This is a genomic window from Streptomyces sp. NPDC054849, from assembly GCF_053610945.1.
In genome coordinates, this window is sequence record NZ_JBSGZI010000109.1 from 1 (window position 1) to 26,556 (window position 26,556).

Annotated in this window: 20 protein-coding genes and 2 pseudogenes; 7 read left to right on the forward strand and 15 right to left on the reverse strand. The window is 72.4% G+C overall.

Going from position 1 to position 26,556, the window contains the following annotated elements; genetic code table 11:
- Positions 1–90: 90 nt before the first annotated feature.
- Positions 91–882 carry an SDR family NAD(P)-dependent oxidoreductase gene (locus ACWGIF_RS32205; RefSeq protein ID WP_453502779.1) on the reverse strand — a complete coding sequence of 264 codons (792 nt, stop codon included), beginning with the start codon at positions 880–882 and terminating at the stop codon, positions 91–93.
- A gap of 139 nt (positions 883–1,021) precedes the next feature.
- On the opposite strand from ACWGIF_RS32205, the gene ACWGIF_RS32210 reads away from it, so the two are divergent.
- Positions 1,022–1,594 (forward strand): TetR/AcrR family transcriptional regulator, encoded by a 573-nt coding sequence (locus ACWGIF_RS32210; protein ID WP_453502780.1) that lies wholly within the window; start codon positions 1,022–1,024, stop codon positions 1,592–1,594.
- Between the two features lie 317 nt (positions 1,595–1,911).
- Here the strand turns inward: ACWGIF_RS32210 and ACWGIF_RS32215 are convergent, their stop codons facing one another.
- Both ACWGIF_RS32215 and ACWGIF_RS32220 read right to left on the reverse strand, forming a co-directional pair.
- The gene (locus ACWGIF_RS32215) at positions 1,912–2,556 is read right to left on the reverse strand and encodes a hypothetical protein (RefSeq protein WP_453502781.1); all 645 of its coding nucleotides are present in this window, start codon (positions 2,554–2,556) and stop codon (positions 1,912–1,914) included.
- Positions 2,553–4,130: a protein kinase domain-containing protein gene (locus tag ACWGIF_RS32220; RefSeq protein ID WP_453502782.1), complete on the reverse strand. Its 1,578-nt coding sequence runs from the start codon at positions 4,128–4,130 to the stop codon at positions 2,553–2,555. The genes ACWGIF_RS32215 and ACWGIF_RS32220 overlap by 4 nt, the downstream gene beginning before the upstream one ends.
- A gap of 595 nt (positions 4,131–4,725) precedes the next feature.
- Here ACWGIF_RS32220 and ACWGIF_RS32225 point away from each other — a divergent pair.
- Together ACWGIF_RS32225 and ACWGIF_RS32230 are read left to right on the forward strand one after the other, a co-directional pair.
- Positions 4,726–5,778 (forward strand): serine hydrolase domain-containing protein, encoded by a 1,053-nt coding sequence (locus tag ACWGIF_RS32225; protein ID WP_453502784.1) that lies wholly within the window; start codon positions 4,726–4,728, stop codon positions 5,776–5,778.
- 414 nt (positions 5,779–6,192) lie between these two features.
- The gene (locus ACWGIF_RS32230) at positions 6,193–7,458 is read left to right on the forward strand and encodes a M20 metallopeptidase family protein (protein ID WP_453502786.1); all 1,266 of its coding nucleotides are present in this window, start codon (positions 6,193–6,195) and stop codon (positions 7,456–7,458) included.
- A gap of 312 nt (positions 7,459–7,770) precedes the next feature.
- Here ACWGIF_RS32230 and ACWGIF_RS32235 read toward each other — a convergent pair whose 3' ends face one another.
- From ACWGIF_RS32235 to ACWGIF_RS32260, 6 genes and pseudogenes are all read right to left on the reverse strand, one after another.
- Positions 7,771–9,036 (reverse strand): lectin, encoded by a 1,266-nt coding sequence (locus ACWGIF_RS32235; RefSeq protein WP_453502787.1) that lies wholly within the window; start codon positions 9,034–9,036, stop codon positions 7,771–7,773.
- A gap of 346 nt (positions 9,037–9,382) precedes the next feature.
- Complete coding sequence (locus tag ACWGIF_RS32240; protein WP_453502789.1) at positions 9,383–10,117, reverse strand: FAD-dependent monooxygenase; 735 nt, start codon at positions 10,115–10,117, stop codon at positions 9,383–9,385.
- 79 nt (positions 10,118–10,196) lie between these two features.
- Positions 10,197–10,731, reverse strand: a pseudogene (locus ACWGIF_RS32245) (VWA domain-containing protein); the annotation flags it as partial.
- A gap of 69 nt (positions 10,732–10,800) precedes the next feature.
- Positions 10,801–11,403, reverse strand: a complete 603-nt coding sequence (locus ACWGIF_RS32250) for a TIGR03086 family metal-binding protein (RefSeq protein WP_453502791.1) — start codon at positions 11,401–11,403, stop codon at positions 10,801–10,803.
- Positions 11,404–11,512: 109 nt separating this feature from the next.
- Positions 11,513–11,707, reverse strand: a complete 195-nt coding sequence (locus ACWGIF_RS32255) for a hypothetical protein (RefSeq protein ID WP_453502792.1) — start codon at positions 11,705–11,707, stop codon at positions 11,513–11,515.
- Positions 11,694–12,494 carry a restriction endonuclease gene (locus ACWGIF_RS32260; RefSeq protein WP_453502794.1) on the reverse strand — a complete coding sequence of 267 codons (801 nt, stop codon included), beginning with the start codon at positions 12,492–12,494 and terminating at the stop codon, positions 11,694–11,696. Before ACWGIF_RS32260 ends, ACWGIF_RS32255 begins: the two co-directional genes overlap by 14 nt.
- Positions 12,495–12,824: 330 nt before the next feature.
- Between ACWGIF_RS32260 and ACWGIF_RS32265 the strand changes: the two are divergent.
- Both ACWGIF_RS32265 and ACWGIF_RS32270 read left to right on the forward strand, forming a co-directional pair.
- A pseudogene (locus tag ACWGIF_RS32265) lies at positions 12,825–13,376 on the forward strand (phosphatase PAP2 family protein); the annotation flags it as partial.
- Positions 13,377–13,478: 102 nt separating this feature from the next.
- On the forward strand, positions 13,479–14,336 hold the full coding sequence (locus tag ACWGIF_RS32270; protein WP_453502810.1) for a phosphatase PAP2 family protein: 858 nt from the start codon (positions 13,479–13,481) through the stop codon (positions 14,334–14,336).
- 808 nt (positions 14,337–15,144) lie between these two features.
- Here the strand turns inward: ACWGIF_RS32270 and ACWGIF_RS32275 are convergent.
- Entirely contained in the window at positions 15,145–16,356 is a 1,212-nt protein-coding gene (locus ACWGIF_RS32275; RefSeq protein ID WP_453502796.1) for a winged helix DNA-binding domain-containing protein, read from the reverse strand.
- A gap of 174 nt (positions 16,357–16,530) precedes the next feature.
- Positions 16,531–17,478, reverse strand: a complete 948-nt coding sequence (locus ACWGIF_RS32280; RefSeq protein ID WP_453502798.1) for an NmrA/HSCARG family protein — start codon at positions 17,476–17,478, stop codon at positions 16,531–16,533.
- A 323-nt stretch (positions 17,479–17,801) separates the two neighbouring features.
- Between ACWGIF_RS32280 and ACWGIF_RS32285 the strand changes: the two genes are divergently transcribed.
- Positions 17,802–18,416, forward strand: a complete 615-nt coding sequence (locus tag ACWGIF_RS32285) for a DNA polymerase ligase N-terminal domain-containing protein (RefSeq protein WP_453502800.1) — start codon at positions 17,802–17,804, stop codon at positions 18,414–18,416.
- Between the two features lie 108 nt (positions 18,417–18,524).
- Here the strand turns inward: ACWGIF_RS32285 and ACWGIF_RS32290 are convergent, their stop codons facing one another.
- From ACWGIF_RS32290 to ACWGIF_RS32305, 4 genes are all read right to left on the reverse strand, one after another.
- Complete coding sequence (locus ACWGIF_RS32290) at positions 18,525–18,947, reverse strand: CBS domain-containing protein (RefSeq protein ID WP_453502802.1); 423 nt, start codon at positions 18,945–18,947, stop codon at positions 18,525–18,527.
- An 86-nt stretch (positions 18,948–19,033) separates the two neighbouring features.
- A complete protein-coding gene (locus ACWGIF_RS32295) occupies positions 19,034–20,332 on the reverse strand; it encodes a cytochrome P450 (protein ID WP_453502804.1) in 1,299 nt (432 codons plus the stop codon).
- Positions 20,333–20,460: 128 nt separating this feature from the next.
- Entirely contained in the window at positions 20,461–20,706 is a 246-nt protein-coding gene (locus tag ACWGIF_RS32300; protein ID WP_453502806.1) for a hypothetical protein, read from the reverse strand.
- A 226-nt stretch (positions 20,707–20,932) separates the two neighbouring features.
- On the reverse strand, positions 20,933–21,829 hold the full coding sequence (locus ACWGIF_RS32305) for an oxygenase MpaB family protein (RefSeq protein WP_453502808.1): 897 nt from the start codon (positions 21,827–21,829) through the stop codon (positions 20,933–20,935).
- Between the two features lie 363 nt (positions 21,830–22,192).
- On the opposite strand from ACWGIF_RS32305, the gene ACWGIF_RS32310 reads away from it, so the two are divergent.
- Positions 22,193–26,263 (forward strand): molybdopterin-dependent oxidoreductase, encoded by a 4,071-nt coding sequence (locus ACWGIF_RS32310; protein WP_453502812.1) that lies wholly within the window; start codon positions 22,193–22,195, stop codon positions 26,261–26,263.
- The last annotated feature ends 293 nt before the right edge of the window (positions 26,264–26,556 follow it).

Sequence of the window (26,556 nt, forward strand, 5' to 3'; positions counted from 1 at the left end):
CCCGTGTACTGGACGTACTCGGGCGCCCCGACAACGCCGCCGGGTGCGGTGCCGGGCGTCGCGGGCCCGGCAAGATCCGAAAGAGACGGCCTAACGGCGTGAGCGCTGGGCCTCGACGATCTGCCGCACGGGGCCGTCGACGTCCGCCCGGGCCTGGACCCGCTCGGCGAACCCGGGGAACTGCCCCGCGATGGCGCTCAGCAGCCGCAACTCCAGCGGCGCAACGTTGACCTCGCACCGGTCGCGGTGGACGGCTCGTACGACGCCGTCCGCGACCTGGTCGGGCGTGACGGTCCTGATGCCGTTCGGCGTGGCGGCACCGGTGGCCGCGAACATTCCGGCGTCGCGGACGAAACCGGGCTGGACCAGGGACACACCCACCCCCTTGCCCCTGAGTTCCTGGCGCAGCGCGAGGGCGAATCCGCGCAGCCCGAACTTCGTCGCGTTGTACAGGGAGGTCGACTTGGTCGCCGCCTTGCCCGAAATAGACCCGACCAGCACGATGTGGCCGCGGCCGCGGGCCACCATGTCCGCAGCGAGCAGCCGGGACAACAGGACGGGCGCGCGCAGGTTGACGTCGAGGGCGCGGTCGAGCTGCTCCTCGGTGTAGTCCAGCAGGTCGCCGCTGGCGGGGAGAGCGGCGTTCGCGACGAGGACGTCCGCCTCGGTGCAGGTCTCGGCGAGGCGGACGACGTCGGACCGGACGGCCAGATCGGCGACCACGGTGCGGGCGCCGCAGGCGTCCGCGGTGACCTTGAGGGCTTCCTCCCGCCGCCCGGTGATGGTGAGGCGGGCCCCCTGCGCGGTCAGTCGCGCGGCGAGGGCGGCGCCGATGCCTCCGGTGGCTCCGGTGAGGAGAACGTTCGAACCTGCTATGTCCATGACAACTCCCGGTGCGACCTTCAGCTGTTCGTTCGAACGAACAGTAGGGATGACTTCGCCCCTTGTCCACACCGCGGTCTTCCCCAACTCCCCAGCCCTGCCCGGTCGGCCGTGCCGGCCGATGGGGCAGAATGACGCCATGCCCCATGCTTCCGACACCCGCCAGAGCATCATCGACGCCGTACTGCGGATCATCGGGCAGGACGGCATCGCCGCCGTCACCAACCGGCGGATCGCCAAGGAGGCCGGAGTCTCCCTCGGTTCCGTCACCTACCACTTCGCCACCCAGTACGAGCTGCTGCGCGAGAGCCTGCTGCACTTCGTGGCCGAGGAGACCCGGCACTTCACGGCGCTCGCCGACGCATGCTCCGACGAGCGCTTCGACATCGCACAGGCGGCCGAGGTGGTGGCGCAGGTCGCGGGGGGCAACGCCTTCGACAGCCGCCACATCGCGCCCTTCGAGCTGTACGTCCAGGCCGGCCGCGACGAACGGCTTCGGGCCGCCGCGGCCGAGTGCTTCGCCGCCTACGACCTGCTGGCCACCCGGATCCTGACCCAACTGGGCGTGCCGGACCCCGAGCGCCTGGCCGCCGCCGCCGTCGCCCTGGTCTTCGGGCAGCAGCTGCGCCGCCTGGCCACCGGTGCCCCGGCCGAGGACCTCGTCGACACCCTGCTTATCCTCACGAAGTTCACCCCGGCACAAACCCCGTAGTACCCGTTGACGAGCCCTCATTGGCGTCGTGGGCGTCGGCGGCTCGGCGGCGGCGGTCCGTACGGCACGGCAACCGCGGTCCGCACGACATGGCGGCCGCGGTCCGGCCATCGGGCCGAGCCACGGGTCACTGGCCGAAGTGCCTCGGTGCGGTCGTGGAGTTCTTCGCCAGCGACCGTGCGAAGCGTTGCGACCCCAACGCGCGCTTGGACCATGCCGGTACGGAGCCTGGACCATGCCGGTACGGGACCGGCCGCCCGCGCGCCGCGGGCGCCGGGACCCGCGGCGCAGCTGCCGAACGGCCCGCGCCGCCGCCGCTACGGCGCGCAGCGGTAGGTGAACTCCGCAGCCGCCGAGGTGCGTCGGATGGGTTCCATCAACTCCAACTGAGCCTTGGCCGGGTAGTTCCCGGCGCCCTGGAAGGTCCACAGCAGGTGGAGCCTGGCTTCCCGCCGGTCGCCGGCGACCCGCTCGGTCAGCGGCTCGGAGCGGGTGCCGTCGCTGCGGACCCACCGGTAGGTCAGGGTCCCCGGGCGGCCGTTCGTCCGCACGACGGCCACGATGTCGGCGGTCCCGCCGCAGGCCGGCCCTGCCGGATCGGTGGTCACGGCCACGTCCCGTACCGCGATGCCGGGGCCGTAGCGCTGCCAGCCGAGGCACGCGAGGACGGCGACCAGAACGGCCGCGGAGAGCGCGTACCGCCGCAGACCACCACGCCGGCGGCCGGGCGCGCCCCCGGAGGCGGTCCCGGAACCGCCACCGGCACCGGGCACCACCGTGAACGGTGCCACGGCGGCCGCGGTGACCCCGGGCCCGAAGCGCAGTACGGAGCCGTCGACCCGGTCGGGGGCGATGTCGCCAGGCTCGGGGGCCACATCGGCCCGTTCGGGCGGCCCACTGATCCAGTGGCTGCCGAGGACGGTGGCGCTGTAGTTGTCGTCGTTCATCTCGTCGTCGCTCATCGGATCTCACACCGCTTGATCAGGATCTGCTGGACCGCGGCCCCGTTGCCCGACACGGGCGTGGTCGTGGCGCGCACGCCCCAGTAGCAGCCCGTCCCCGAGAAAGCGAGGGTCCTGGCCGTCGCCGCCGTGGAGGAGGGGAAGGTCATGGAGCCCTCGGACGCGCCGAGCGTGCCTCGTGAGTCGCTGCTGAACCACTCCAGCCGGACGGTCGCCGGACCGGACGCGTCGACGGAGAGCGTCACCAGCGCCGCCTTGAAGTCGGTCTGCCGGAACGAGGTCACGGTCACGGCCCTGACCTTCACCGCGGGCGACGGGGCGGGGGTGGTCGGCGACGGCGTGGGCGGTGGCGGGCCCGTCGGTGCGGTGGTCGACGTGGAGCTCGGCCCGGGCGTCGCGGACGTGCTCGCGGACGCGGAAGCGGAGGCGGAGGCGGAAGGCGAAGCCGACGGGGACGGGGACGGCGACCCGGAGGGCGAGCCCGACGCCGAGGACGACGGGACCGGGCCGTCCGCAGGCGGAGCCGCGCCGGTCGTCGCGAACGCGCTCGTCGCCGCCGCTCCACCCGACCGCTCCAAGGCCGCGGCATGCGTGAAGACCAGCGCCAGGCCCAGCACCAGCGCCACGCCGGCGCTCAGCCAGCCGCGCCGCCCGGGTGCCCACAGCGAGGTCGTGGCGAAGGCGGTGGCGGACGCGGTGGATCCGCCCGCCGACGGGAACAGGAGCGGCAGCAGCGCGGCCAGCGCCGCCAGCTTGCGCTGTCCGCGCTCCTCCCACTCGGGCCCGTACGCGGCGAGCGCCACGCCCTCCAGCTCGGCCACGAAGGCCTCGGCGGTCTCAGGCCGCTCCTCCGGATCCTTCGCCAGGCCCCGGCGGATCAGCGGACGCACAGGCTCCGGGGCCTCGGTCTCCGGCACCGGCGCCTCGATGTGCTGCAGCGCCAGCTCCGCGAAGTTCTCCCCGACAAACGGCTTGCGCCCGGTGAGGCACTCGAAGAAGGTAGCGGTCGCCGCGTACACGTCGGCCGCCGGGGAGGCGGGCCGGCCCTGCCACTGTTCCGGGGCCATGTACGCGGGCGTACCCGCCACGCCCGGCGTCGTGCCGTGGTCCGCGGCGATGCCGAAGTCGACCAGCTTGGACGAGCCGTCGGCGGCGACCAGGACGTTCTCCGGCTTGTAGTCGCGGTGGACGACCCCTGCGCGGTGCGCGGCCGCCAGGCCCAGCAGGGAGCCCTTGAGTACGACCAGGGCCGACTCGGGGTCGGTCTTCCCGGCCTGCGACAGCAGCGCGCGCAGGGCGATGCCGTCGACCAGCTCCATCACGATGGCGGCGCCGTCGGGCGCCTCGACGTACTCGTACAGCCCGACGACGTACGGCGATTGCAGCCCGCCCAGCAGCCGGGCCTCCGCCCGGAACTCCCGTACGAACGCCGGATCGCGACGCAAGCGGTCGCTGAGGTACTTGACCGCGACCGCCGTGCCCGTGCCGTCGTGCACGGCGAGTACGACCCGGCCGCTGGCGCCCGAGCCGAGTTCTCTGGCCTCCGTATAACCGGGGACCACCCACGCCTTCATCTTCTTCCGTCCCCCCTGCTGTGTGCCTTCGCCCCCTCCGGACACGGACGAGCCGCGGCCGTTTCCCGGCCGTGCGGTCCGCTCAGGCGGCGGCCCATTTCCGCGCAGAGCGGGGCACGCCGCCGCTGGGCGGCGGCCCGTCCCGAGGCGGGGCCGTCGATGGGGTGTCATGTGCGTAGAACTGCGCCGCGCTGTCGCGGACAGTCGTGCAGTGCCGAGTACGGTGACGAGCACGGTGCCCGGTCTGCAGCGAGGTCATGATAGGGCCCGCCGCCGACACCCGGCGGGCGGGGTCCTCTTTGCCGGATGCGGCCGGGTGAGCAGGGGCGGCTACCGGCCACTGCGAGCCCGCGGAGCTGCCGGCCTTCCGGCCTTCCGGCCTTCCGGCCTTCCGGCCTTCCGGCCTTCCGGCCTTCCGGCCGGCCCCTGCGTCCTTGGCCCCCAGGGCTCTGCGCGGCGCCCAGGCGGTACGGCGCCCCGGGTACGAAGGGCTTGCCGTCATCGCCTCCTCATACTGCTCAAGTCGGAGTGCCGACGACCGGAAATCATCATCAGGGCGCACTGGTCGCACGAGGCGCGCCGCCATGATGTCGGCATGGCACAAGAACTCGGAACCCTCGCCCAGCAGACCGCGGACCGGCTGGCCGAGCAGCACGTCGGCGCGGTGGTGGCCGCGGTGGTGGAAGACGTCGTGGAGATCCGGGGTGCCGGAAGCACCGGCTCGGACCACGGCCGTACCCCCGGCCCCGACACGCTGTTCGAGATCGGCTCGGTGACCAAGCCGTTCACCGCCCTGGCCCTGGCACGACTGGCATCCGCCGGCACGGTGGGCCTGGACGAGCCGCTCGGCGATCTGCTGCCCGACGGTTCGGCCGTACCGTCACGGGACGGCCGGCAGATCTCCCTGCAGCATCTCGCCACGCACACCTCCGGTCTGCCGCGACTGCCGCGGGGCATGCTGCTGCAGGCTCTCTTGCGCCCGTCGAAGCCGGATCCGTACGCCGGCTGCACGGCCGACGCCCTGCTGTCCGGGCTGGCCGGGACGCGCCTGGGGGCCACGCCGGGGAAACGATTCCGCTACTCCAACCTCGGAGCCGGGCTGCTGGGGCTGGCCCTCGCCCGCCGGGTGGGCACGGAGTACGAGAGCCTCATCAGCCGCGAGATCTGCGCCCCGTTGGGCATGACCGACACCGTCGTGACGGTGGACGGCACCCGTTCGGGACGATCGGCGCAGGGCCACGGCCGCCGCGGCCGCCCCGCCACACCGTGGCACCTCGCCGACCTGGCGGGAGCGGGCGGCCTGCGGTCGACCGCGACCGACCTGGTGGCCTTCGTACGGGCCCAGCTGGACGGCGGTCCTGCGGAGCTCGCCGAGGCGATCCGCCTGAGCCGTGCGGTCGAGCACCGTACGAGTCCCTTCGCCTGGGTGCACCTCGGCTGGATGGCCCACCGCCTCCACCCCCGGCAGGGCGCCCACCTCCAGATCTGGCACAACGGAGGGACCGGCGGCTTCTCCTCCTTCGTGGGCTTCGACCCGGAGAAGGGGCTCGCCGTCATCGCCCTCGGCAACACCCAGCGCCCGGTGGACGGTCCTGCGTTCGATCTCCTGCGCACCTTGCAGGCGGAGCAGGCGGCCCGGCCGAACTGACGCGACTCGGCACGCGTGGGGGCATCCGGCTGGTGGCGAGAGCCCTCGGGCGGCGCACCACCTTGCGCTACCTGGCCCCCGGCGGCACGGGCGGAGGCAAGAGCGAAGGCAAGGCCGTCGTCGGCGCCGACGACGGCACCCGGACCGTCGCATGGTCCCCCGCGGGCCTCTGGAACGGCCGGTGGAGCCACCAGCGCGGCTGCTACGGCGACCCGGACGCGGATGCGGACGCGGGTCGTCGGTGTGGCGGCACGGAATACGTGGCACACATGACTGTCGCCGTACGACCCGATCCCACGGAGGAGATGCCGTGCGTGTTGCTTCGCCGGCCGGCCGCTTCGTCGAGCCGGACACCCGTCAGACCCTGTACGCGAGCGCCCTCCGGCCGTCAGCGGACGCGGCGGAGGCGGCGCGGTGACGACGGCGGACAGCGAACCCCCGGCCCGGGGAGCCTTCGAAGGGCTGCTCGCCGAGGCGCACGCCGCACTGCCCGGCATCGTGGCACTGCGCCGCCGCATCCACCGCTTCCCCGAGACGGGCAAGCACCTGCCCCGCACGCAGCAGGCCGTCCTGGAGGCGCTGGGCGGGCTGGGGCTCGACCTGACCACCGGCTCCCACCTGAGCTCCGTCACCGCCACCCTCGAAGGCGCCCGGCCCGGGCCGGCGGTCCTGCTGCGCGCAGACATGGACGCGCTCCCCCTGGAAGAACAGACGGGCCTGGACTTCGCCTCCCAGGTGCCCGGCACCATGCACGCCTGCGGACACGACACCCACACCGCCATGCTCGTCGGGGCCGCCCGGCTGCTCGCAGCCCGCCGCTCACAGCTGGCCGGTCGCGTCGTCTTCATGTTCCAGCCGGCGGAGGAAACCGGTGGCGGCGCCCGCCACATGATTGACGAGGGAGTGCTGGAGACCGCCGACGGCACCGGCGTGGAGGCCGCCTTCGCCCTGCACGTCACCACGCGCTTCGACAGCGGAACCTTGCATCTGCGGCCGGGGCCCACCTTCGCCGCCTCCGACGGGTTGCACGTGACCGTACGCGGCCGCGGCGGACACGCCTCCGCCCCGCACCGCGCCCTCGACCCCGTCCCCGTGGCCTGCGAGATCGTCCAGGCCCTGCAGACCATGGTCACGCGTACCGTCGACGTCTTCGATCCAGCAGTGCTCACCGTCGCCTCGATCCACGCCGGCACGACGACCAACGTCATCCCCGAGACCGCCGAGATCCGCGGCACCTTCCGCACTCTCTCCCCGGCCGCCCGGCAGCTGGTACGCGACGGCATCACGCGCATCGCCCACCACGTCGCCGCCGCTCACGGAGCGCACGCCGACGTCATCCTGACCGAGGGCTACCCTCCCGTGGTCAACGATGCCGTCTGCACGGCGGCCCTCCACGCCACCGCGACCACGCTCCTCGGGCCCGACCGGGTACACCACCTGCCCGAGCCGATCATGGGCGCCGAGGACTTCTCCTACGTCCTGCAGCGGGTGCCGGGCGCGATGGCCTTCCTCGGAGCGCGCCCGCCCGGCATCCCGCCCGCGCATGCCCCCGACATCCACTCCGACCGCGTCGTCTTCGACGAGGACGCCATGGCCGTCGGAGCCGCCCTCCATGCGGCCGCGGCCCTGCAAGCCGAGGCCCTGCCCGGGGGCGGCACGCGCGTGCGGGCGGGCGCATGAGCGACCGGCCGCTTCGAGGTGCCCGGCCTCGACTGCGCCCGCGTGGCGGCAGGCGAGTGGCAGCACCTGCGTACGAAAGCAAGCGAGCGGGAGCATCCCCTGCCGGCCCGCGTAAGGCGCGCCGGTCGAGGCGGCCCGCTCCGAACCGGCGCTGCCGCGCCCCTCGTCGCAGAGCACGGTCCACTGGTCGGGGTGATGGCCGGGCAGCGCCGGCCAGGGGGCGGCCAGGGGGCGGCCGACCAACTCGTGCGCTCAGTCGCGGCAGCGTGACTGAGCGCACGAGTCGGTTCGACGGACCGGCGTACGGCCGGGTCAGCCGGCCGGGACCGTCCATTTCTGCTGAGCGGCTCCGGTGCAGGTCCACAACTGCAACCGCGTCCCGTTGGCGGAGTTGCCGCCGCTGACGTCGAGACATTTGTCCGCCTGCGGGTTCACGATGTCGCGCGCCCCGGACACCGCCCAGCGCTGGGCACCGGTCCCGTTGCAGTCGTAGAGCTGGACCGGGGTCCCGTCGGTGGTGCCGCCGCTCGCGACGTCGAGGCACTTGCCGAGCGCCCGTACGGTGCCGTCGGAGCCGAGGGTCCACCGCTGGGCGCCGGTGCCGTTGCAGTCGTAGAGCTGGACCGGGGTGCCGTTGGCCGGGTTCGCCCCGGCCACGTCGACGCATTTGCCCGCGAGCCCGCTGATCTGACCGGTCCGACCGCCGGGGCTGCCGTCGTACGAGGTGACGCGGACGTGGTCGACCACCAGCTGTTGCGGGAACGCCGTGCTGCCGTCGGGGTCGCCCGGCCAGTAGCCTCCGACCGCGAGGTTGAGGATCAGGAAGAACGGCTTGTTGAAGGCCCAGCTGCGCCCGCCCAGGTCCGCGGGGGTCCGTCGCTGGTAGACGACGCCGTCGACGGACCAGGTGACGGAGTCGGGGGCCCAGTCGACGGCGAAGGTGTGAAAGGCGTCGGCGAAGGCCTGGCCGCCGGGGAGGGAGTACGCCGCCCCGATGCCGCCTGCGCCCGAGTAACCCGGCCCGTGGAGGGTGCCGTGCACGGTCGACGGTTCGAAGCCGACGTTCTCCATCACGTCGATCTCGCCGGAGTTCGGCCAGCCGACCTGGCCGATGTCGTTGCCGAGCATCCAGAAGGCGGGCCACATGCCTTGACCCCGCGGCACCTTGAGTCTCGCCTCGACGTGTCCGTAAGTCTGCGTGAAACGGCCCGCGGTGTTCAGACGGGCCGACGTGTACTCGCAGCGGCCGTACCAGCAGGTGTAGTCGGCCGGGTTCTCGCGGCGGGCGGTGATGACCAGGTGGCCCTGTCCGTCGAGGGCGGCGTTGCGGTTGCCCGCCGTGTAGTACTGCCGCTCGTGGTTGTTGACGTTGTCACCGGTCTCGATCTGCCATTTGCCGGGGTCGACGGCAGCTCCGGCCGGTCCGTCGAAGTCGTCGGAGAAGGTGACGGCCGCGCCGGCCACGGGCCTGGGGGCGGGCTCGGCGGCGCCGGTGGCGGGGGCGGCCAGACCGCCCCAGCAGACGAGGGCGAGGGCGCATAAGAGGGCGCGCCGGTGCCAGGTGGGATGCACGGTCATCACATCGCTTCGGGTGTGGGGGACTTCGGTGGGGGAGAGGAGGGTAGGCATGCGCATGACAAACAGGCCGCCGCCAGGGAGTGAACGCGGAAGCGGGCCGTCCGGGCCCCTTTATTCAATACTTGATTCAAGGCGCATGGACGGCTCGCGTCAAGATGTCCGCGTCAGATCTCCTGCGCTGAGGCGGCCCGGCACGCCGCCGGTGAACTGCGGGACGGGCGACACGGCGTCCGACACCGCGGTCCACGCGGTGTCGTACCCAGGCCACTCCGCAGGCCCCGGACCGGTTCAGCCGTCTCCTTCCTGTGGAGGCTCCCGCAAGCGAGTGGCCTGGGAGGGGGGCCGGTCATGACCCTGAGCGTGACGGGCGCGGGGTGAGCGCAGTCGCCCCGCGATGCCTGAGGTTGACGGCCGAAGCCTTGGCCATGGCTATGGGGCTCAAGAACCGCAGCGGGCCGATGAGGCGGGATGCGAACAGATGCATGTGCCGCGCCACCGATGCATCGCGTGCCGCCGCCGAGAACATCAGCCGCTCCAAGGGATTGAACGGTCGAGCCGTGGCGAAGTCGGCGGCCAGGTACTGGTGGCCTCGCAGCCGGTGCCGGTGTCTGCGTGCGTATACCGCAACCGCCCTGTCGAGGTCACCCCGACCGGTGGCAGCCTGGGCGACCGCCTCCGTCAGCCATTGCGCGGACTGCAGAGCCCACCCGCATCCCACTCCCCACAGGGGATCGCCGGTCAGGGCGGCGTCGCCGATGAGCGCGACGCCCGGTGCGGTCGGCTTGCGGCTGTGAAGCGGGTAGTCGGCCCCACCCCGCCGTGCAGCGGAAGGTTTCGGAAGTGCATCTAGATAGCCGAACCGTGCGTTCTCGTGCAGCCGAGCAGGCATCCCGGCGAACTTCGCCACGGCCGAGTCCTTGCCATCGGCGCCGACCACCAGGCGGGCCCGGATCTCCCGCTCGCCCTGTGGTGTCGACGCGCGCACCCCCACCGTTCGCCCGGCTGCTCGGATCACCCCGGTCACTTGGTGACCGAGGAGCAGGTCGACGCCAGGGGTCTGCGCAGCATGGGACCTGATCAACGGGTCGAGGGTGCTGCGCCGGATGTTGTAGGCGTACGGGAGCTCGGGGCCCGCCGGCGCGGCCCTCGGCTCGATCCAACCCCAGCGGGTGTACCAACGCGCCTCGTTGCGAACGGCTCCCGCCTTCCTTCAGGGTGGGGATGAGGCCGAGTATCTCGACTTCCGTGTCGACCTTCAGGAGTCGATGCTTGTCGGCGGGGACCGGTTCAAGGTGAGCCCGCACGTCGTCGACCGATACGTCCTGGCCGACCGCGAACAGATTCTTCGTGCCGCGCACGCCCTTCCCGCGGCCACGGAGGAAGCTGGTGGCGGCAGCGCGCACGGTACCGATCGCCTCCTTGACCCCCTCCTGGGAATCCGCATCCCATATGGCGATGTTTCCGGCCGGGAAGCCGTAGTCTGGGCGGTTCGCTTCGCCAGGGAGTTCGAAAACGCAGGCCCTGCATGGACGGCAGATGCTTCACGTCCATGTCCCAGACCAGGTTCTCCACCTTGTGGTCGAAGGAGGAGAGACTGATCCGGGTCTCATGGCCGAGGCTGTCCGACTCAGCCTTCAATCCCGCCACGAACTCGTCGACGACACGGATGAGTTGATTCTGGTGGGGAGGCACTGAGCACTGACAAAGGAGCTTGACGGATAATCACCCGCCCCCCGCCCGGCCGAAGACGGCGGCGCGCTTGCGTCACCGGGACGTCGGAGGTGTCCAGCCCGGCTCGCGCCCGCTCAGCCCGACTGCCCGGTCCAGCAGCGAGGCGTCGTCGGGTACGGGCACGACCGGTCCGAAGATGCCCCCGCCGCGGTCCTCGTCCTCGGCGGCCGCCAGGAGGAACGCGTGCGAGGCACGCAGCGCGGCCTGATCAGGTGCGTACTCCTGACCGGTGGCCCGGGCCAGGTCCCAGCCGTGGATCACCAGTTCGTCGACAGCCACCGCAGCCGCGACATCGCCCGGCAGGTCCACACCGCCTGCGCGGGTCATACCGGTCCAGGCGGCAGGGTTCCTCCAGGCTTCGGCCAGTTCGCCGAGGACCCGGGGCAGCTCCTCACGCCAGTTTTCGGGCAGGGACGACGCGGCTGGGTCGGGGGGTGTGTCCGTCATGGGGCCCATGTCCTTGCGGGCGGCGTCGCAGAAAGCGGCGGCGAGACCCGCGAGGTGTCCCAGCAGGTCACTGACCGCGTAATCGGGGCAAGGTGTCGGGTCGGCGAGCCGGGCGTCCGGGACGTCTGCGGCGAGGCGGGCCACGATCCGGGTTTGTGGTCCGAGGTCGAGAGTCGGCGTATCGGTCATCTACCGCTCCTCCGGGGCGATGGGACTGAAGGGTAGACCGGCGGTCCGCCCGTGCGCGTCGCGACGCGGCCCGACGTCACCCGGGCGGACCGGCTCGGACGTCTCCGCCTCAGCCATGGAGAAGCGAGCTGCGACGCTCCGGTCGGGCGGGCAGGGGACTCCTCCGGCTTGCACCGCCGACGCCGCCGATGTCGACGACGCCGACGCCGACGCCGCCGATGTCGACGACGCCGACGCCGCCGAGGGCACCGGTGAACCGGACGAAGTGGCCCCGGGCGGCGCGCCCGTCCCTAAGCGCCGGCACCCGTCGCCCCCTCCGCCCGCTCCTCCACACGTGCCGCAGCGGCGGCCTCCCACGGAGGAGGTGTCCGCGACTCCGTCCACGCGGCCAGGTCTTCGCCGTCGACGCAGACGATGTCGCAGGCGGCGGCGTACTCCGCGGCCGGAGCGGTGAAGGCGCTGGTGGTCACGACGACGGCCACATCGGCCTCGTGGACGGCGAAACAGGTGCCGCCGAAGCGCTGGAGGTCCTGCGAACCGACCCGGTTGCCCTCTCCGTAGCGCTTGCACTGGATGACCACGCGCAGACCCTCCTCCGTCGTGGCGATCACATCGGCCCCCAAGTCTCCTGCACCGCCCACCACTTCCACCCGGGGGCAGCCGTCACGCGCGCACAAGGCGGCGACCGAGTGCTCGAAGCCGTCGGGGTCCACCGCCGCGTGGTCCAGAGCCTCGGAGCCCACCTCGGGCAGGGCGGCCGTCTGTGGCTCGGCCTCCGCCCCGGCGGGCGACGGAGCGTAGGGCGACGGCACACCCGGCCCCACCGGCTCGCGCGAGCCCGGCCCGCGCGCGGGGGAGTGGCGCCGGCCGGGAGCCACACTCCACCGTGCCAACGCCACCCCTGCGGCCAGCACGGTCATCGTGACGATCGGCATCACCGGTACGCCGCCGCCCGCCGCCGCGGCCGTCCTGACGAAGAGAGCCGACCCACCCAGGCAGATCCCCACCAGTCCCACCGCCAGTACGACGTCACGCCCCACCGACGCCGCGCCGTCGCCCGCACCGCGCCGACGTCCTCCATAAGCCGCCATACGGGACCCCTTCTCTCTCTCCACGCGCTCACCCCTCACGAGCTTCGCCCCCTCGGCGCGGCCCCTCTCGCCACCCGACACAGCCGATCACCGCCCGGGGGATGGCGGACCCCGTACGTCTCCCTCGTCTGATCGGGATCGCCGGATCCAAACGGGCCCCGCACACCCGTACTTCCCCCGGTCAGCGACCACGCCGATACCGGGCCCGGTCGCGGCGGGCGCATCATCTGGCCCGCCGGGGCAACAAGACCCCCCATGAGGCGACAAAGCGGCCCGGCCGCGTGGGGGAGGGCATGGCCGTTGCTGCTCCTGCCGGTCCAGGCGGCCCTGATGGTGGGCCTGGGAGCAGTGATCACGGACACGTCCGCGGCCCGAGGGCCGTTGGCGTGGGAGGAGGGGGCCAATCGGTACCTCGCCGAGGAACGCGTTCCACCCCTCACGGCCGTCACGCGGGGGCTCTCCGTGCTGGCCGGGACGGAGGGCATCATCGGCGTGACCCTGGTCTGCGTCGGGGCGCTGCTCGTTCTGCCGCGCGTCGCATGGCGTGCCGAGGCCCTGTTCCTCGCCGCGTCGGTCGCTGCGCAGTCGGCCGTGTTCCTGCTGGTGACGGCGCTCGTACGACGGCCGCGTCCCGAAGTCCCGCGCCTGGACGGCGCGCCCCCGACGTCCAGCTTCCCGTCCGGGCACGTCGGGGCGTCCGTAGCCCTGTACGCGGGGCTCGCCGTCATCGTGCTGCTGAGAACACGCGGCCGCGGCCGGTGGCGGTATGCCGTGGCGGCCGCTGCGCTGCTCGTTCCGGCGGCCGTCGCACTGTCCCGCTTGTACCGAGGCATGCACCACCCCACCGACGTGGTGGGCGGCCTGCTCAACGGTACGGCGACGCTGCTGATCGTCGGGGCCGTCGTGCTGTCCGGCCGCGACGCACGGGCACCTGCGACGGCGCGCACCGGCCCGCCCCGCCGCGCACGAACCACCCTGCGGGCCCTGTCGGCACGGTACTCCGGCCCCGACGCCACCTTCGGTGCGCGGCTGCTCCTGACCGCCGCCGTCACCGCCGCGGCTTCCGTGCCCTTCGCCCTCGCCCTGGTCCTCGTAGAGTCCCGGTGGCCGCCGCTGTACCGCCTCGACCAGTCCGCGGCCGAGCGGCTGCACGAGGCAGCCCTCGGCCATCCCGGCTGGGTGCACGTCCTCGACGTCCTCACCGGGATCGTCTGGGACCCCGTGACGATGCGTCTGCTGGTGGCCCTGCTCGCGGTGTGGCTCCTGATCCGCCGCGCCTGGCGGCTCGCCGCCTGGGCGTCCGTGACCGCGGTGGCCGGCGCCCTGACCGGGGTACTGGTCAAGAGCGTGGTGGAGCGAGCGCGGCCCCATCTGCCCGAACCGGTGGCCCACGCCCCCGGGTTCTCCTTCCCGTCCGGCCACGCGATGACGGCCACCACCTCGTGCGCCGTCCTCCTGCTGGTCCTGCTGCCCCTGGTCCCCCGCGCCTGGCGGCCGCTTCCCTGGGCACTCGCGGTGATCTCGGTGGTGGGGGTCGGCTACACGCGCGTCGCGCTGGGCGTGCACTGGGTGAGCGACGTGGTGGGCGGATGGCTGCTGGGCCTCGCCGTGGTCACCGCGACGACGCTGGTCTTCGAGGCCTGGCGAGCGGACTCCGGGCTGCGCCCGACGACCGTGACGCGGGAGGGTCTGGAGCCGGAACTTTCGGGCACCACACCCGAACCGCCCCTCGAAGTACGAGCCCCAGAGCCCTCGGCAGCCTCAGCCTCGTCGTCCTCCTCGGCCTCGCCTTCGCCCACGCGGTCGCCGTCGTCCCGCGGTGCGGACGACACCTCGCGCTGAATCACCCGGCGACGCGTCCGAACACCTCAGACACGCTCCCGCTCAGGAGCACCGCCCGATCCCCGGCAGTGCCGAGGATCGGGGCGAGAGGGCTTCCGAGCGGGACCGGTGGCCCCCCACGGCCGCCGAGGGCGGCCGGCTCGTGGAGCAGCCCCTCCCGGAACATTCAGGCGCTCAGGTCTGACATTGTTTCGTGGATGCGGGAGACCAGCCGCTCCAGGCGCCCCCGTCGGCCCGAGCGTGTACTCGGATCTCCACCTTCACGGGGCCGCACACTCGGGTCGTGCTCCCTACTTCGACAGGGCCGATGCCCTCGCCGGCCCGGACGTAGGTGCGACCGCTTCCCAGCTTCTCCCAGTGACCACCGTCGACTACACGGAAGAATGCCTCGTAAGAGACATCCACGGCCTTGGTTCCGGTGTTGCGCGCCTTGATGTGCGCCGTGATCTCGCGCGTGGGGAATCTGCCGGCGGATCCCCGCTGGGCACTGATGCAGCCGTTGACGGCCACTCGGCCGGTCGACACCCCTCCGCCACAAGCGACGGCTGCGGCGTGAGCGTTGGCCGGGAGCGTCAGTACGGACAGCGCGGCTGCGCCCAGGATCGTTCCGGTGCGCCTCAAATGCAACGTTCCATACCCTTCTTCGAGCTTGTCCTCTTTGAACAGACCATGGCTCGCCCTCGGGGAGGATGAGCCGAGCCTCGTCGACTTTTCGCCCGAATGGGTGCAGGTGAAGGGGTAGGCGGGGACCCGTCGCGGACGGGATCGGCGTGGGCCAGGCGTGGGTCAGGAGTGGCTCAGGCGAGGGTCAGGCGTGGGGGCCCACGGTGATCTTGCCGACGGTGAGCTCCGGAGTCCCCTCGAGCATCGCGCCCGTACGTTCCACCTGTTCGTCGAGTGCCCGGCGGTGGGCCGCGCTCAGTCGCCCTACAGGCTCGACGGTGAATGCGATACGCCGCCCCGTACGGCGCTGGTGCCAGACACCGGCGACCTCACCGTCGACCAGGAGGACGGGGTAGTTGCCGGCCTGGCCGCCGGCCAGGGCGCGGGTGGCCGCAGAGTCGGGAAAGAGCAGTTCGCGGGGGTGCCCGGCGACGACGTACGCGTCGAAGTACGGCAGCAGTCGCAGGCCGCGCGCGGGTTCGTCGGGGAAGGCGGTGTCGCCGGCGGCGAGCCATGCCCGCCCGGACGTGAAGAGGACCTCTTCGATGCGCCCCTGCTGAGCGAGGGTGGTGAAGAGCTCGGAGGCCCAGCCCTTGGGGGCGGCGAGCCAGGTGGCGAAGTCCTCGGCGGTGGCGGGCCCGTAGGCGCGCAGATAGCGGTTCACCAGCTCGTGCAGCGACCGGGTCGGGGAGGCGGGGATACAGCCGGGGTTGGTGTACGTGACCTTGCGCCCGCGGTCGCGACCGAAAGCCAGCACTCCGTGGTGGGCGGCAGCGTGTGTGACCTGCCGCCAGCGCGGCCACATGGTCTGGAACGCGGGCATGACCGGGTCGCCGGCCCAGGGCCCGGTCCGCGCCACGATCGCCTCCGTGAGCTCGTCCACCGTCAGCTCGGCGCCCGTCAGCGCGTCGCCGATCGCCGCGATCACCTGGTCGGTCTGGGCAGCCGTCATCCGGGCCTCGGGGTGGAAGGGGCTGGGCAGCGTGGGCAGGGCGGAGAGGGCCCCCGTCCACCAGGGCAGGTCCCGAGCGGGCAGCAGATGGATGGTGCCGCGCGGGCCGAAGGTCTTGACCAGCGTTGCCGGCTGCGGTCGAGTTGCCTGGTCCTGGTCCTGGTCCCGTCCCCGCGCCGCCCCCTGTCCGCCGGTCAGGGCGTCGCGTACGTCCGCGCGGGTCGCGCCGTCCAGCCGGAGCGCGATGGAGAGCTCTGCCGCGGACGCCACCTGGGCGTGCGCGCCGAGCATCCGCCCGGCGATGTCTGCGGGCGAGGTCTCGGCGGCCGCGGCAGGCGTGAGGAGCCCTTGCCGCGCCATCCGTCGGGCGCTGGCGGAGGTCCAGGACACCGGGTTCGACTTCATGGGGCCACGCTAACGACTCGCTGAGGAGCAGGTGTTGCGGTCTGCGATCTGCGGTCTGCGGTCTGCCCTGGCGAAACCCTTGCCAAGGGAGCGTTCGATGCTGCGCGGCGCCCCGGGCCGCCTACCTGCCTGCGGTCTGCCGGCGTAGCAGCTTTCAGCCCCAGCTCGCGGTTCTCAGCTCCAGTGGAACTGGTCGCGGTGTGCTGCCAGCCAGGTGGAGAAGTCCTGCAGGGCCGGGTTGAGGGCGCGGACGGCGTCGAGGTCGCGGGCGCCGGTGAAACGGGCCTCGCAGTCTGCATAGAACTGGAACATGTTCCCGGCCTCGTCGGCGCCGGGGAAACCGAGTGCGCGGAACGCGTCCGGCGTCAGGGGCCGGTAGCGGACGGGCTGTTCGAGCGCCTCGGAGAGGGCCGCGGCCATGTCGGCGAGGGGCAGGTGCTCACCCGCGATGCTGACGGTGGCGGGGATGAAGTCGGTGCCGCGCTTGAGGATGGCGAGCGCGGTCTTGCCGATGTCGTCGACACCGATTCCGGAGAGCCTGCTCTCGCCCATGGGGAGGTTCAGCTCGAAGGTGCCGTCCTCGGCGCGCTGCGGGGCGAACGCGCCGAACAGGTTCTCCCAGAAGAAGGTGGTGCGCAGGAAGGTGGTCGGTACGCCGTCGTCGGTGAAGTAGCGGTCGGCTTCGGCCTTGCCGTCGAAGTGCGGGACCTTGTACGAGCCCTGGAGCGTGGGCATCCGCTCGTCGTCCAGCGGAATGCACTCGCGGGTGTCCTCCAGGGTCGACCAGATGGCGTGCTGTACACCCGCATGCGCCGCCGCGCGGGACAGGGCCGCCGCCTGGGCCTGCTCGTGCGCCGCGTCCATGTCCTCCCAGAAGTTGGTCACCAGGAACGCCCCGTACGCGCCTTCGAGCGCCGCGACCAGGCTGTCCTCGTCGTCGAGGTCGGCCCGCACCACCTCGGCCCCGAGCCGTTCCAGCTCCTTGGCCTTTTCCGAGTCCGGTCGGCGGGTCACGGCGCGCACCGCGAAGCCGCTGTCCCGGTCCGCAAGGGTGGCTCGTACGAAGGAGCCTCCCTGATGTCCCGTCGCGCCGAAGACGGTGACAGTTCGCTGCTCGGACATCGCCGGCACCCACTTCCTGTTCCCTCAGCACGTTCCGTGCCCGGCCGGGCACATCCCGCTGCGAAACCTACGGCCTCGGGGCCACCCGGACCGGCGCCACACGCCGGTCCCGCCCCGGATGGGCGTACCTGTACGCCGGCGGCTGTGCGGGTCGGTCGGCGGCATGGGGTGGAGCGGCGGCGGGAAGGCGCAGTACGAGGAGTCGGCCGAGTCTCGCTGCGCCCTCGGGGTCTGACTGCCGGGCGTCACTCGACCGGTGATCGGCCTCGGGGGAGGCCGTCGCCCGACGGTCGCCGAGCGACCGCACACGATCGGAGGCTGATGTGGCGGCCAGGGACCGGCTGGCGGAGTACCACCGTCGGCGCGACTTCACGAAGACGCCGGAGCCCGAAGGCGCCACCGGCGGGCAGATGGCAGAGCGCCCCTCCTACGTCGTCCAGATCCACGACGCGACGGCCATGCACTTCGACTTCCGGCTGGAGGTGGACGGCGTACTGAAGTCCTGGGCGGTCCCCAAGGGGCCGTCCACCGATCCGCACGACAAGCGGCTGGCCATGCCCACCGAGGACCACCCGCTGGAGTACCGGGACTTCGAAGGCGTCATCGCCGGCGGCGAGTACGGTGCGGGCGTAGTGATCGTCTGGGACGAGGGTACGTACCGCAACCTCTCCGCCGACCGGGCGGGGAGGGAGATCCCCCTGGCGCAGGCCCTGGCCGACGGGCACGCCTCGTTCCGGCTGGACGGCCACAAGCTGCACGGCGGCTGGTCGCTCACCCGGTTTCGCAAAGCAGCGGACGGGGAGCGGGAGGCTTGGCTGCTGGTCAAGCGCGCCGACCGACGCGCGTCCCGGAAGGGCGCGCCCGACCCGCGACGGGCTCGCTCGGTGCGTACCGGCCACACTCTGAGGCAGGTCGCGGGAGAGGGGGGCGTCCGCTGACCACCGGAGCCCTCCCCGGGCGGCTAGTGCCCTGCCCGGTCGCGGCAACGGGGGAGGGGCCGCGGAGACGGGGGAGAAGAGGCCCGGCTGCGGCGCCGATTCGATTCGTCAGGTGCCGGGTTCCGCTGCCGCGATCGCCGCGAGAGCCGACCCGGGATCCTGCTCGACCGCGAGGTCACCCAGCGTGACAACGCCGACGAGCTCGCCGTCCTCGGTTTCCACGGGCAGGCGGCGCAGCGCGTTCCGGCGCATGAGCGTGACGGCGTGCACGACATCGTCGCTGGGCCGGACGGTGACCGGCTCACTGCTGCAGACGGCCTGCACGGTCGTCTCGGCGGGATCCCTGTTCTCGGCCATGGCGCGGACGACCAGGTCCCGGTCGGTGAGGATGCCGCGCAGCCGTCCCTCCTCGACGACGAGTACGTCCCCGATGTCGGCATCGCGCATCACGCGCGCCGCTTCCGCCAGTGACGTCAGCATGTCGACCGTTACCGGGTTCTCGGTCATCACCTCGTGGACACGTCGGGTCATGAACGGCTCCTCGCGCTGCTGGTAGCGGCCCCCGCCGGGCGGCTACCCACCCCGGGTCGGAGGTAAGCGTGATCAGTCCAGCGCCTTCAGGGCCAAAACGCCCGGTCCGGATCACTGACCGGCCGGCGCGCGACGTCGATCACGAATCCGCTGCGGGGCCGGGTCGGGATCCGGCTCAGCGGGATCGACAGATCCTGCCGGGGCACGGCGAAGTCGAGATCCGCGAGAGCCGGTGAGAGCGCGGCGAGCAGGGAAACCGTGAGGTCCTCGCCCGGGCAGCGGTGGCCGGTGCGTGCGTCGCCTCCGCCCTGTGGGATCAGTGCGTCACGGCCCGGCTCTTGACCGAGGAAACGGCCGGGGTCGAAGTGGTACGGCCGTTCCCAGAGCTCCGGGTCGTGGTGGTGCCCGTACACGTCGAGAAGGAGGAGGGTCCCGGCCGCGATCTGGTGACCCGCGAGGCTGAGATCGTGAACTGCGGAGGCTCCGATGAACGGTACGAAGGGGTAGAAGCGGCGGACCTCGTGGGCGAAGGCGCGGGCCTGGGCGGGGCCACCGCCCAGGAGCTGGTCACGCCCGCCGGGATGTCGGTGGAGGGCGTGGGCGGCGAAGACCGCGAACCAGGCGATGGCGACGGTGGGACGGATGATGTTCAGCAGTTCGACGGCCGCCGTGTGCGGATTCAGCAGAGTGCCGTCCTGCTCGCGGTGCACCGCGACCGCCTCCAGGGGGCTCCCGGGCACCGATGCCCGCCGGGACGGGGCGAAGACGCCGTCCGGGTGCGGCCCGCTTCTGCGGAGATCGGCGACGGCGGCGGCGAGGGCCTGCTCCTGACGGTGCCGGGCGTGCCGGGCCCGCAATCGCCCGGGTCCCGCGGTGGCGAAGCCGTCGATCATGGCGACACAGTCCGCACCGATCTCCCGGGCGGCGTCGTCCGTCACGGGCAGCCCCACCCACGCGCAGACCGCTCGTGTGAGCAGGGTGGCCACCTCGTCGAAGAGGACCACCCTGCGGCCTTGCCAGGCCGTCACCGCCTCGCGCCAGCCGCTCTCGATGCTCTCGGTCAGGGCATCGACGGCGCCCGGCGCCATGAGGAGGGAGACGAAGAGTTCCTTGCGCACCCGGTGCGGTGGCCCGTCCAGGCTGTGCACCGCCCCCTGGCCGAAAAGGGTGTCGAGCACAGGGGCCGGAAGGGCGTTGTGCCGCTGGACGCGGCCCTCGTCGTAGAAGAGGGCGACGGCCTCGGGGCCGTGCAGGAGCGCCGCGGGACGGCCGAACAGGTGGGTGGGGACCACGGGTGCACCGTCATGGGCCCGGCGCAGGTCGGGGGCCCATGCGTAGCCGTGGACCAGGAGGGACAGGGTGCTGTCGGTCAACAGAGCGGACATGGTCTGCACCTACCCGATCCGGGGACCGCAAACAGGTCTCGTCGAGGGTCTCGCCGACCGGGAGTGCCGCAGCATTCGTATCTCGTCGTGCGGGAGGCCGGCCTTGCTCTCGGCCCGCCCTCCCCCGGTCAGCGGCCTCCACCCTCCTTGGGCCGGTCGTCTCCCTCCGGCTGCCGCCGGACCTGTTCCTCCCGGCCGATCCCCGGCTGTTGCCGCTTCGCGGAGTGACCGGCCGGGTCGCCTCGCCCGGTGTCTCCCGCGCGGCCGATGACCGCGTCGTCCGCCGCCTGACGGGCCTCGCGGTCTCCGCTCTCGCCGACGGCCTCCGACGGCGGGGTCGGTTCGCGGTCGCCCCGCTGCTTGTGCTTGCTCATACGCTCGCACTCCTCCATGCTCCGGTCGATCGGTCGATCGGTCGATCGGTCGATCTGCTCGCAGTACGCGGGCCCGTCCCGCGGGCTCACCCGGGCGTGTGCCGTTCCCGCGCCACTTCTCGTACTGCTGGGCGCGGTCCGGCGGTCGAGACGGCCGGCGCCGCCGTCCGTGGCGAGCCCCGTCGTGGCGACTGCCCGGCTCCGGGTCGGCGAAACCCGTCGCGCGTCAGGGGGTCGGCGGGTCAGCCGCGCGGGCCCGCGCCGGCGCCGGAGGCAGCGACCACCGAACCAGCCAGACCGCCGCGCGGGCCGCAGGCCGGACCCACCACCGCTCCAGCGGGAGGCGCCGCGGCAGCCCCAGCTCCGCCCGGGCCCACTCCGGCAGCAGCACGACCGCACCCGCGGCCAGGGCGGCGTACGGCGGGCGCAGCGCCCACGGCAGCGGCGGGTGGCGCAGGATGAAGCGGGCCGCCTCGCGGGCTTCGGGGGTGCCGCGGAGCTGCGGCCGATAGTCCTCGATGCGGGCGGCGAGCACCGCGGCGGTGCGCGGCGGGTCGGTGACGCCCAGCGCCGCGCCGACCCGCGCCATCCCCGCCACGTACGCGTCCTGATCCGGCCCGCTCAGCGGGCGGGCACCGTAGCGCTGATGGGCGCGGAGGAAGCAGCTGAGCTCGGCGTCGTGCACCCACTCCAGCAGGGCCGGGTCCGTGGCCGCGTACGACTCTCCTCCGGGAGCCCGCCCGCTGACCGTCCTGTGGACCGCGATGACGCGGTCGACAGCCCGTTGCGCATCGTCCGCGGTGCCGAAGGTGGTGAAGGCGAGGAACGTGCTGATGCTCTGCAGCCTCCCCCAGGGATCTTCCCGGTACGCCGAGTGCTTGGCCACGGCGGCCATGGCCAGCGGATGCAGGGACTGCAGAAGCAGGGCGCTGATCCCGCCGACGAAAAGGGCGGCGTCGCCGTGGACCCGCCGCACCGGGTGGTCCGGCCCGAACCAGCGCGGACCGGGCGTGAGGTGGATCCGGTCCCGGTTCGCGGGGCCCGAGGGCCCCGCCACGCGCAGGAAGAGTGCCTCGCCCAACCGCGCACGGGCACCGGTGGCGCATGCCTTCCACTGGCCCATGACAGCAGTATGCCCACCTGCCGCGCTCGAAGCGGGCCGAGCGGGGACGAAGCGGGGGCGCCTCGTCCTGTCCCCGGATGCGCACGTCAGCGCGTCAGCGTCGCCACGTTGCACATGCGCGGGCGTGCGGCCGGCTTCGCCTGACACATGCAGGGTTTCACTTGTTCTCACAGCGCCGAGAGAGAGGCTGTGTGACGAGCGTTACCACTCGTGATCGGCCGGAGTCACATCGGCGTCATGGGCGTTTCGTACCGTGGGGGCACGCGTCGGTCAACAGAGAGGTCACCCGTGCCCCCACAGGACTCGTCGACGGCCGTCTCCCAGGTGCGGACGGTCTGCTCGTACTGCGGTGTGGGCTGCGGCATGCTCCTCGACATCGCCCCGGGCCCCGACGGCCGGCGCACGGTCCTCAAGGCGTCGGGGGACAAGGCCCACCCCGCCAACTTCGGCCGACTGTGCACCAAGGGCGCGACGACGGCCGACATGCTCGCCGCCCCCGGGCGGCTGTCCACCGCGTTGGTGCGTCCCGAACGCGGGGGTGAGCCGGTACCCGCCGGCCTGGACGAAGCGATCGCCGGCACGGCCCTGCGGCTGCGGGCGACCATCAACGAGTACGGGCCCGACGCCGTCGCGTTCTACGTCTCCGGGCAGATGAGCCTCGAAGCCCAGTACCTGGCCAACAAGCTCGCGAAGGGCTTCGTCCGTACCAACCAGATCGAATCCAACTCCCGGCTGTGCATGGCCAGCGCGGGCAGCGGCTACAAGCTGTCCCTCGGCGCCGACGGGCCGCCCGGTTCATACCAGGACTTCGAGAGGGCCGACGTCTTCCTCGTCATCGGTTCCAACATGGCCGACTGCCACCCCGTCCTGTTCCTGCGGCTGATGGAGCGGGTGAAAGCGGGCGCCCGGCTGATCGTCGTCGACCCGCGGCGCAGCGCCACCGCCGACAAGGCCGACCTCTTCCTCCAGATCAGGCCGGGGACGGACCTGGCCCTGCTCAACGGCCTGTTGCACCTGCTGGTGGAGAACGGCCACACCGACGCCGACTTCATCGCGAAGCGCACCGAGGGCTGGGAGGCGATGCCGGAGTTCCTCGCGGACTACCCGCCCGCGAAGGTGGCCCAGATCACGGGCATCCCGGAAGCGGACATCCGGCGGGCGGCGCAGTGGATCGGCGCCGCAGGGGAGTGGACGAGCTGCTGGACCATGGGGCTCAACCAGTCCACCCACGGCACCTGGAACACCAATGCCCTGATCAATCTCCACCTGGCCACGGGCGCGATCTGCCGCCCGGGCAGCGGCCCGTTCTCCCTGACCGGCCAGCCCAACGCCATGGGCGGCCGCGAGATGGGCTACATGGGGCCCGGCCTGCCCGGACAGCGGTCGGTGCTCGTGGACGAGGACCGCGCCTTCGCCGAGGAGCTGTGGGGACTGGAACCCGGCACCGTACGCAAGGACGGATCCGGCCAGGGCACCGTTGAGATGTTCCAGCGCATGGCGGCCGGCGAGATCAGAGCCTGCTGGATCATCTGCACCAACCCCGTCGCCTCGGTCGCCAACCGCAAGACCGTCATCGAGGGTCTGGAGAGGGCCGAACTCGTCATCACCCAGGACGTTTTCGCCGACACCGAGACCAACGCCTACGCCGATGTCGTGCTCCCCGGCGCCCTGTGGAGCGAGACCGAGAGCGTACTGGTCAACAGCGAACGCAACCTCACCCTCTCCCAGCCTGCGGTGGACCCGCCGGGGGAGGCGCTCGCGGACTGGCGGATCATCGCGCGCGTCGCCTGCGCGATGGGCTACGCCCACGCCTTCTCGTACGACAGCGCCGAGGAGGTCTTCGAGGAGATCAAACGCGCGGCGAACCCCAAGACCGGCTACGACCTGCGCGGTGTGACGTACGAACGGCTTCGCGAGACGCCCGTCCAGTGGCCCGCCGCGACGGCCGACGGACCGGACCGCAACCCCATCCGCTACCTGGCCGAGGACGGGGGACCGGTGTTCCCCACCGCGAGCGGACGAGCCGTGTTCTTCGCCCGCCCGCACATCCCCGCCGCCGAAATGCCCGACGACGACTACCCGTTCGCCCTCAACACGGGTCGGCTCCAGCACCAGTGGCACACCCTGACCAAGACCGGAAAGGTCCCCGCGCTCAACAAACTCAACCCGGCCCCCTTCATCGAGGTCCACCCGCAGGACGCCGAGCGGCTGGGAATTGCGGAGGGCGACTCGGTGGAAGTCGCCTCCCGTCGCGGCCGCGCCGTACTGCCCGCCGTCATCACCGACCGGGTGCGCCCGGGCTGCTGCTTTGCGCCGTTCCACTGGAACGACCTGTTCGGCGAGTATCTGAGCATCAACGCGGTGACCAGCGACGCCGTCGACCCCATCTCCTTCCAGCCCGAGCTCAAGGTGTGCGCGGTGACGCTGGCGAAGGTGGCCACCCCGGTACGCGTGGTTCCGGCACCCGTGGCCGCCCCGGCCGAGGAACCGGTCGCGGTCGTGGCGATCGCAGACGTGCCGGCCGCGGACGTGCCGACAGCGCTGGTGCCGACCGCCATCCAGCCCGGCACGGCAGCCGTCTTCGGGCTCGAGAGCACACCGCCGCCCGTGCTCGCGGAGCACGAGCGCCAGTACCTGGTCGGATTCCTCGCCGGCCTGCAAGCAGGCGCGCCCGGCGTTCCCGTGCTGCCGCCCGGTGCGCCGTTCGGGGAGGAGCACGCGCGCTGGGTGAACGGTGTGCTCGCCGGCTTGTACTCCCGAGCCCCGCACACCGCGGCGGAAGCCATGCCGCAGCCCGCTGACGCCGGCCGTGAGGTCGTGGTGCTATGGGCCTCGCAGACCGGCAACGCCGAGGAATTCGCCGCGGCCGCCGCCGAGCGGCTCGCCGCGGCGGGACACCGCGCCGCGCTCGCCGGCATGGACGACACGGACCTGAAGTCCCTGCCCCCTGCCGCCGATCTGCTGCTGATCACCAGCACGTTCGGCGACGGCGACGCACCCGACAACGGCTCCGAATTCTGGGACGCCCTCACGTCCGCCGACCCCCCGCGCCTGGACGGCCGACGCTATGCCGTGCTCGCCCTCGGCGACTCCTCGTACGACGATTTCTGCGGCCACGGACGCCGCCTGGACCAGCGCTTGGACGAGCTGGGGGCCGTACGCATCGCACCGCGCACGGACTGCGAACCGGACTACGAGCCATCTGCCCACGCCTGGCTGGAGCAGGTCCTCACGCGTCTCCCCGGACAGCCGACGACGGACGCGGCCCCTCCCCATGCCCCCGCCCCGGCCTTCGCCGCCACACCCGTCCGCACCGCACAGCCGGCCGTGGCCACCGCACGGCTGACCGGCAACCGCCTGCTCAGCCTTCCGGGAGCGGGCAAGGAGGTCCGCCGGTTCACCTTCGACACCCGGGACAGCGGCACTCCGCTCGTCTACGAAGCCGGAGACGCTCTCGGTGTGCACCCCGTCAACTGCCCCGATCTCGTGAGGGAATGGCTGGCCGTCACCGGAGTCGACCCCGCCGAAACCGTGGAGACGGCCGGCGTCGGCGGGGTCAGGCTGGCCGACGCCCTGTACCACCTGGACATCACCAAGCTGACCCCCGCACTGCTGGGCTTCATCAACGAACGCACCGGCGACCGCGAACTGAAGAAGCTGCTGCGCCCCGACAACAAGGGCGAGCTGGCCCGCTGGTCCTGGGGCCGCCAGGCCGTCGACGTCATCGCCGAACACCCGGTCCGTGCCACCGCCCAGGAGTGGGCGGCCGTACTCAAGCGCCTCCAGCCCCGCTTCTACTCCATAGCCTCCAGCCCGCTCACCGACCCCTGCCAGGTGTCGCTGACGGTCTCCGTCGTCCGGTACGAGAACGTTCACGGCCGCCCCCGCAAGGGGGTGTGCTCGCCGTTCCTCGCCGATGCCGCGCCCGACGCGGCGGTCCCGCTCTTCGTCCAGCGCTCCCCCCACTTCCGGCCTCCGGCGGACCCCGGGACGCCGATGGTGATGGTCGGCCCGGGAACGGGAGTGGCTCCCTTCATCGGCTTCCTCGAGGAACGCCGAGCCCGCGGGCACCGGGCCCGCAACTGGCTCTTCTTCGGCGAACAGCACCGCGCCACGGACTTCTACTACGAGGAGGAACTCACCGCCTTCCTCGCCGACGGCACCCTCGCCCGCCTCGACACGGCCTTCTCGCGCGACCAGCGCGCCAAGGTCTACGTGCAGGACCGGATGCGCGAACGCGGTCCCCAGCTCTGGTCCTGGCTCCAGGAAGGCGCGCACTTCTACGTCTGCGGAGATGCCACGCGGATGGCGAAGGACGTCGACCAGGCACTGCGCGACATCGCGGTCACCCACGGCGGTCTCGACGAGGACGGGGCGGCCCTGTACGTCAAGCAGCTCGCCGCCGACAAGCGGTACGTCCGCGACGTCTACTGACCCGCGCAGATCGAGGTGCCCTGGGGGACCGGGCTGTCGCCGGGTCGGTGCCCCACGCGCCCCGGATCAGACGGTGCGGTGCGCGTCCGCGCCGCGCATGGCCCCAGATCGCCGTGGCCACCGGGTGTTTCGTGGCTTCCGTGCTACGCGCTGTGGTGGTTTGGGGGGGAATCAGCGGCTTTGGGTCGTGGCGTGGTTGAGGGCGTTGAGGGCGTTGAGGGCGGTGTGCCAGGGGTAGTGGGGTGGGGTGTCGGGGCCGGGTGGGTTGGGGGTGAAGCCGTTTTCGCCGTAGA

What these genes read in the sequence shown, in the direction of transcription:
- ACWGIF_RS32205 (WP_453502779.1), bottom strand. Translation starts at nt 882, where the DNA reads ATGGACATAGCAGGTTCGAACGTTCTCCTCACCGGAGCCACCGGAGGC.
- ACWGIF_RS32210 (WP_453502780.1), top strand. Translation starts at nt 1,022, where the DNA reads ATGCCCCATGCTTCCGACACCCGCCAGAGCATCATCGACGCCGTACTG.
- ACWGIF_RS32215 (WP_453502781.1), bottom strand. Translation starts at nt 2,556, where the DNA reads ATGAGCGACGACGAGATGAACGACGACAACTACAGCGCCACCGTCCTC.
- ACWGIF_RS32220 (WP_453502782.1), bottom strand. Translation starts at nt 4,130, where the DNA reads ATGAAGGCGTGGGTGGTCCCCGGTTATACGGAGGCCAGAGAACTCGGC.
- ACWGIF_RS32225 (WP_453502784.1), top strand. Translation starts at nt 4,726, where the DNA reads ATGGCACAAGAACTCGGAACCCTCGCCCAGCAGACCGCGGACCGGCTG.
- ACWGIF_RS32235 (WP_453502787.1), bottom strand. Translation starts at nt 9,036, where the DNA reads ATGACCGTGCATCCCACCTGGCACCGGCGCGCCCTCTTATGCGCCCTC.
- ACWGIF_RS32250 (WP_453502791.1), bottom strand. Translation starts at nt 11,403, where the DNA reads ATGACCGATACGCCGACTCTCGACCTCGGACCACAAACCCGGATCGTG.
- ACWGIF_RS32260 (WP_453502794.1), bottom strand. Translation starts at nt 12,494, where the DNA reads ATGGCGGCTTATGGAGGACGTCGGCGCGGTGCGGGCGACGGCGCGGCG.
- ACWGIF_RS32275 (WP_453502796.1), bottom strand. Translation starts at nt 16,356, where the DNA reads ATGAAGTCGAACCCGGTGTCCTGGACCTCCGCCAGCGCCCGACGGATG.
- ACWGIF_RS32280 (WP_453502798.1), bottom strand. Translation starts at nt 17,478, where the DNA reads ATGTCCGAGCAGCGAACTGTCACCGTCTTCGGCGCGACGGGACATCAG.
- ACWGIF_RS32290 (WP_453502802.1), bottom strand. Translation starts at nt 18,947, where the DNA reads ATGACCCGACGTGTCCACGAGGTGATGACCGAGAACCCGGTAACGGTC.
- ACWGIF_RS32295 (WP_453502804.1), bottom strand. Translation starts at nt 20,332, where the DNA reads ATGTCCGCTCTGTTGACCGACAGCACCCTGTCCCTCCTGGTCCACGGC.
- ACWGIF_RS32300 (WP_453502806.1), bottom strand. Translation starts at nt 20,706, where the DNA reads ATGAGCAAGCACAAGCAGCGGGGCGACCGCGAACCGACCCCGCCGTCG.
- ACWGIF_RS32305 (WP_453502808.1), bottom strand. Translation starts at nt 21,829, where the DNA reads ATGGGCCAGTGGAAGGCATGCGCCACCGGTGCCCGTGCGCGGTTGGGC.
- ACWGIF_RS32310 (WP_453502812.1), top strand. Translation starts at nt 22,193, where the DNA reads ATGCTCCTCGACATCGCCCCGGGCCCCGACGGCCGGCGCACGGTCCTC.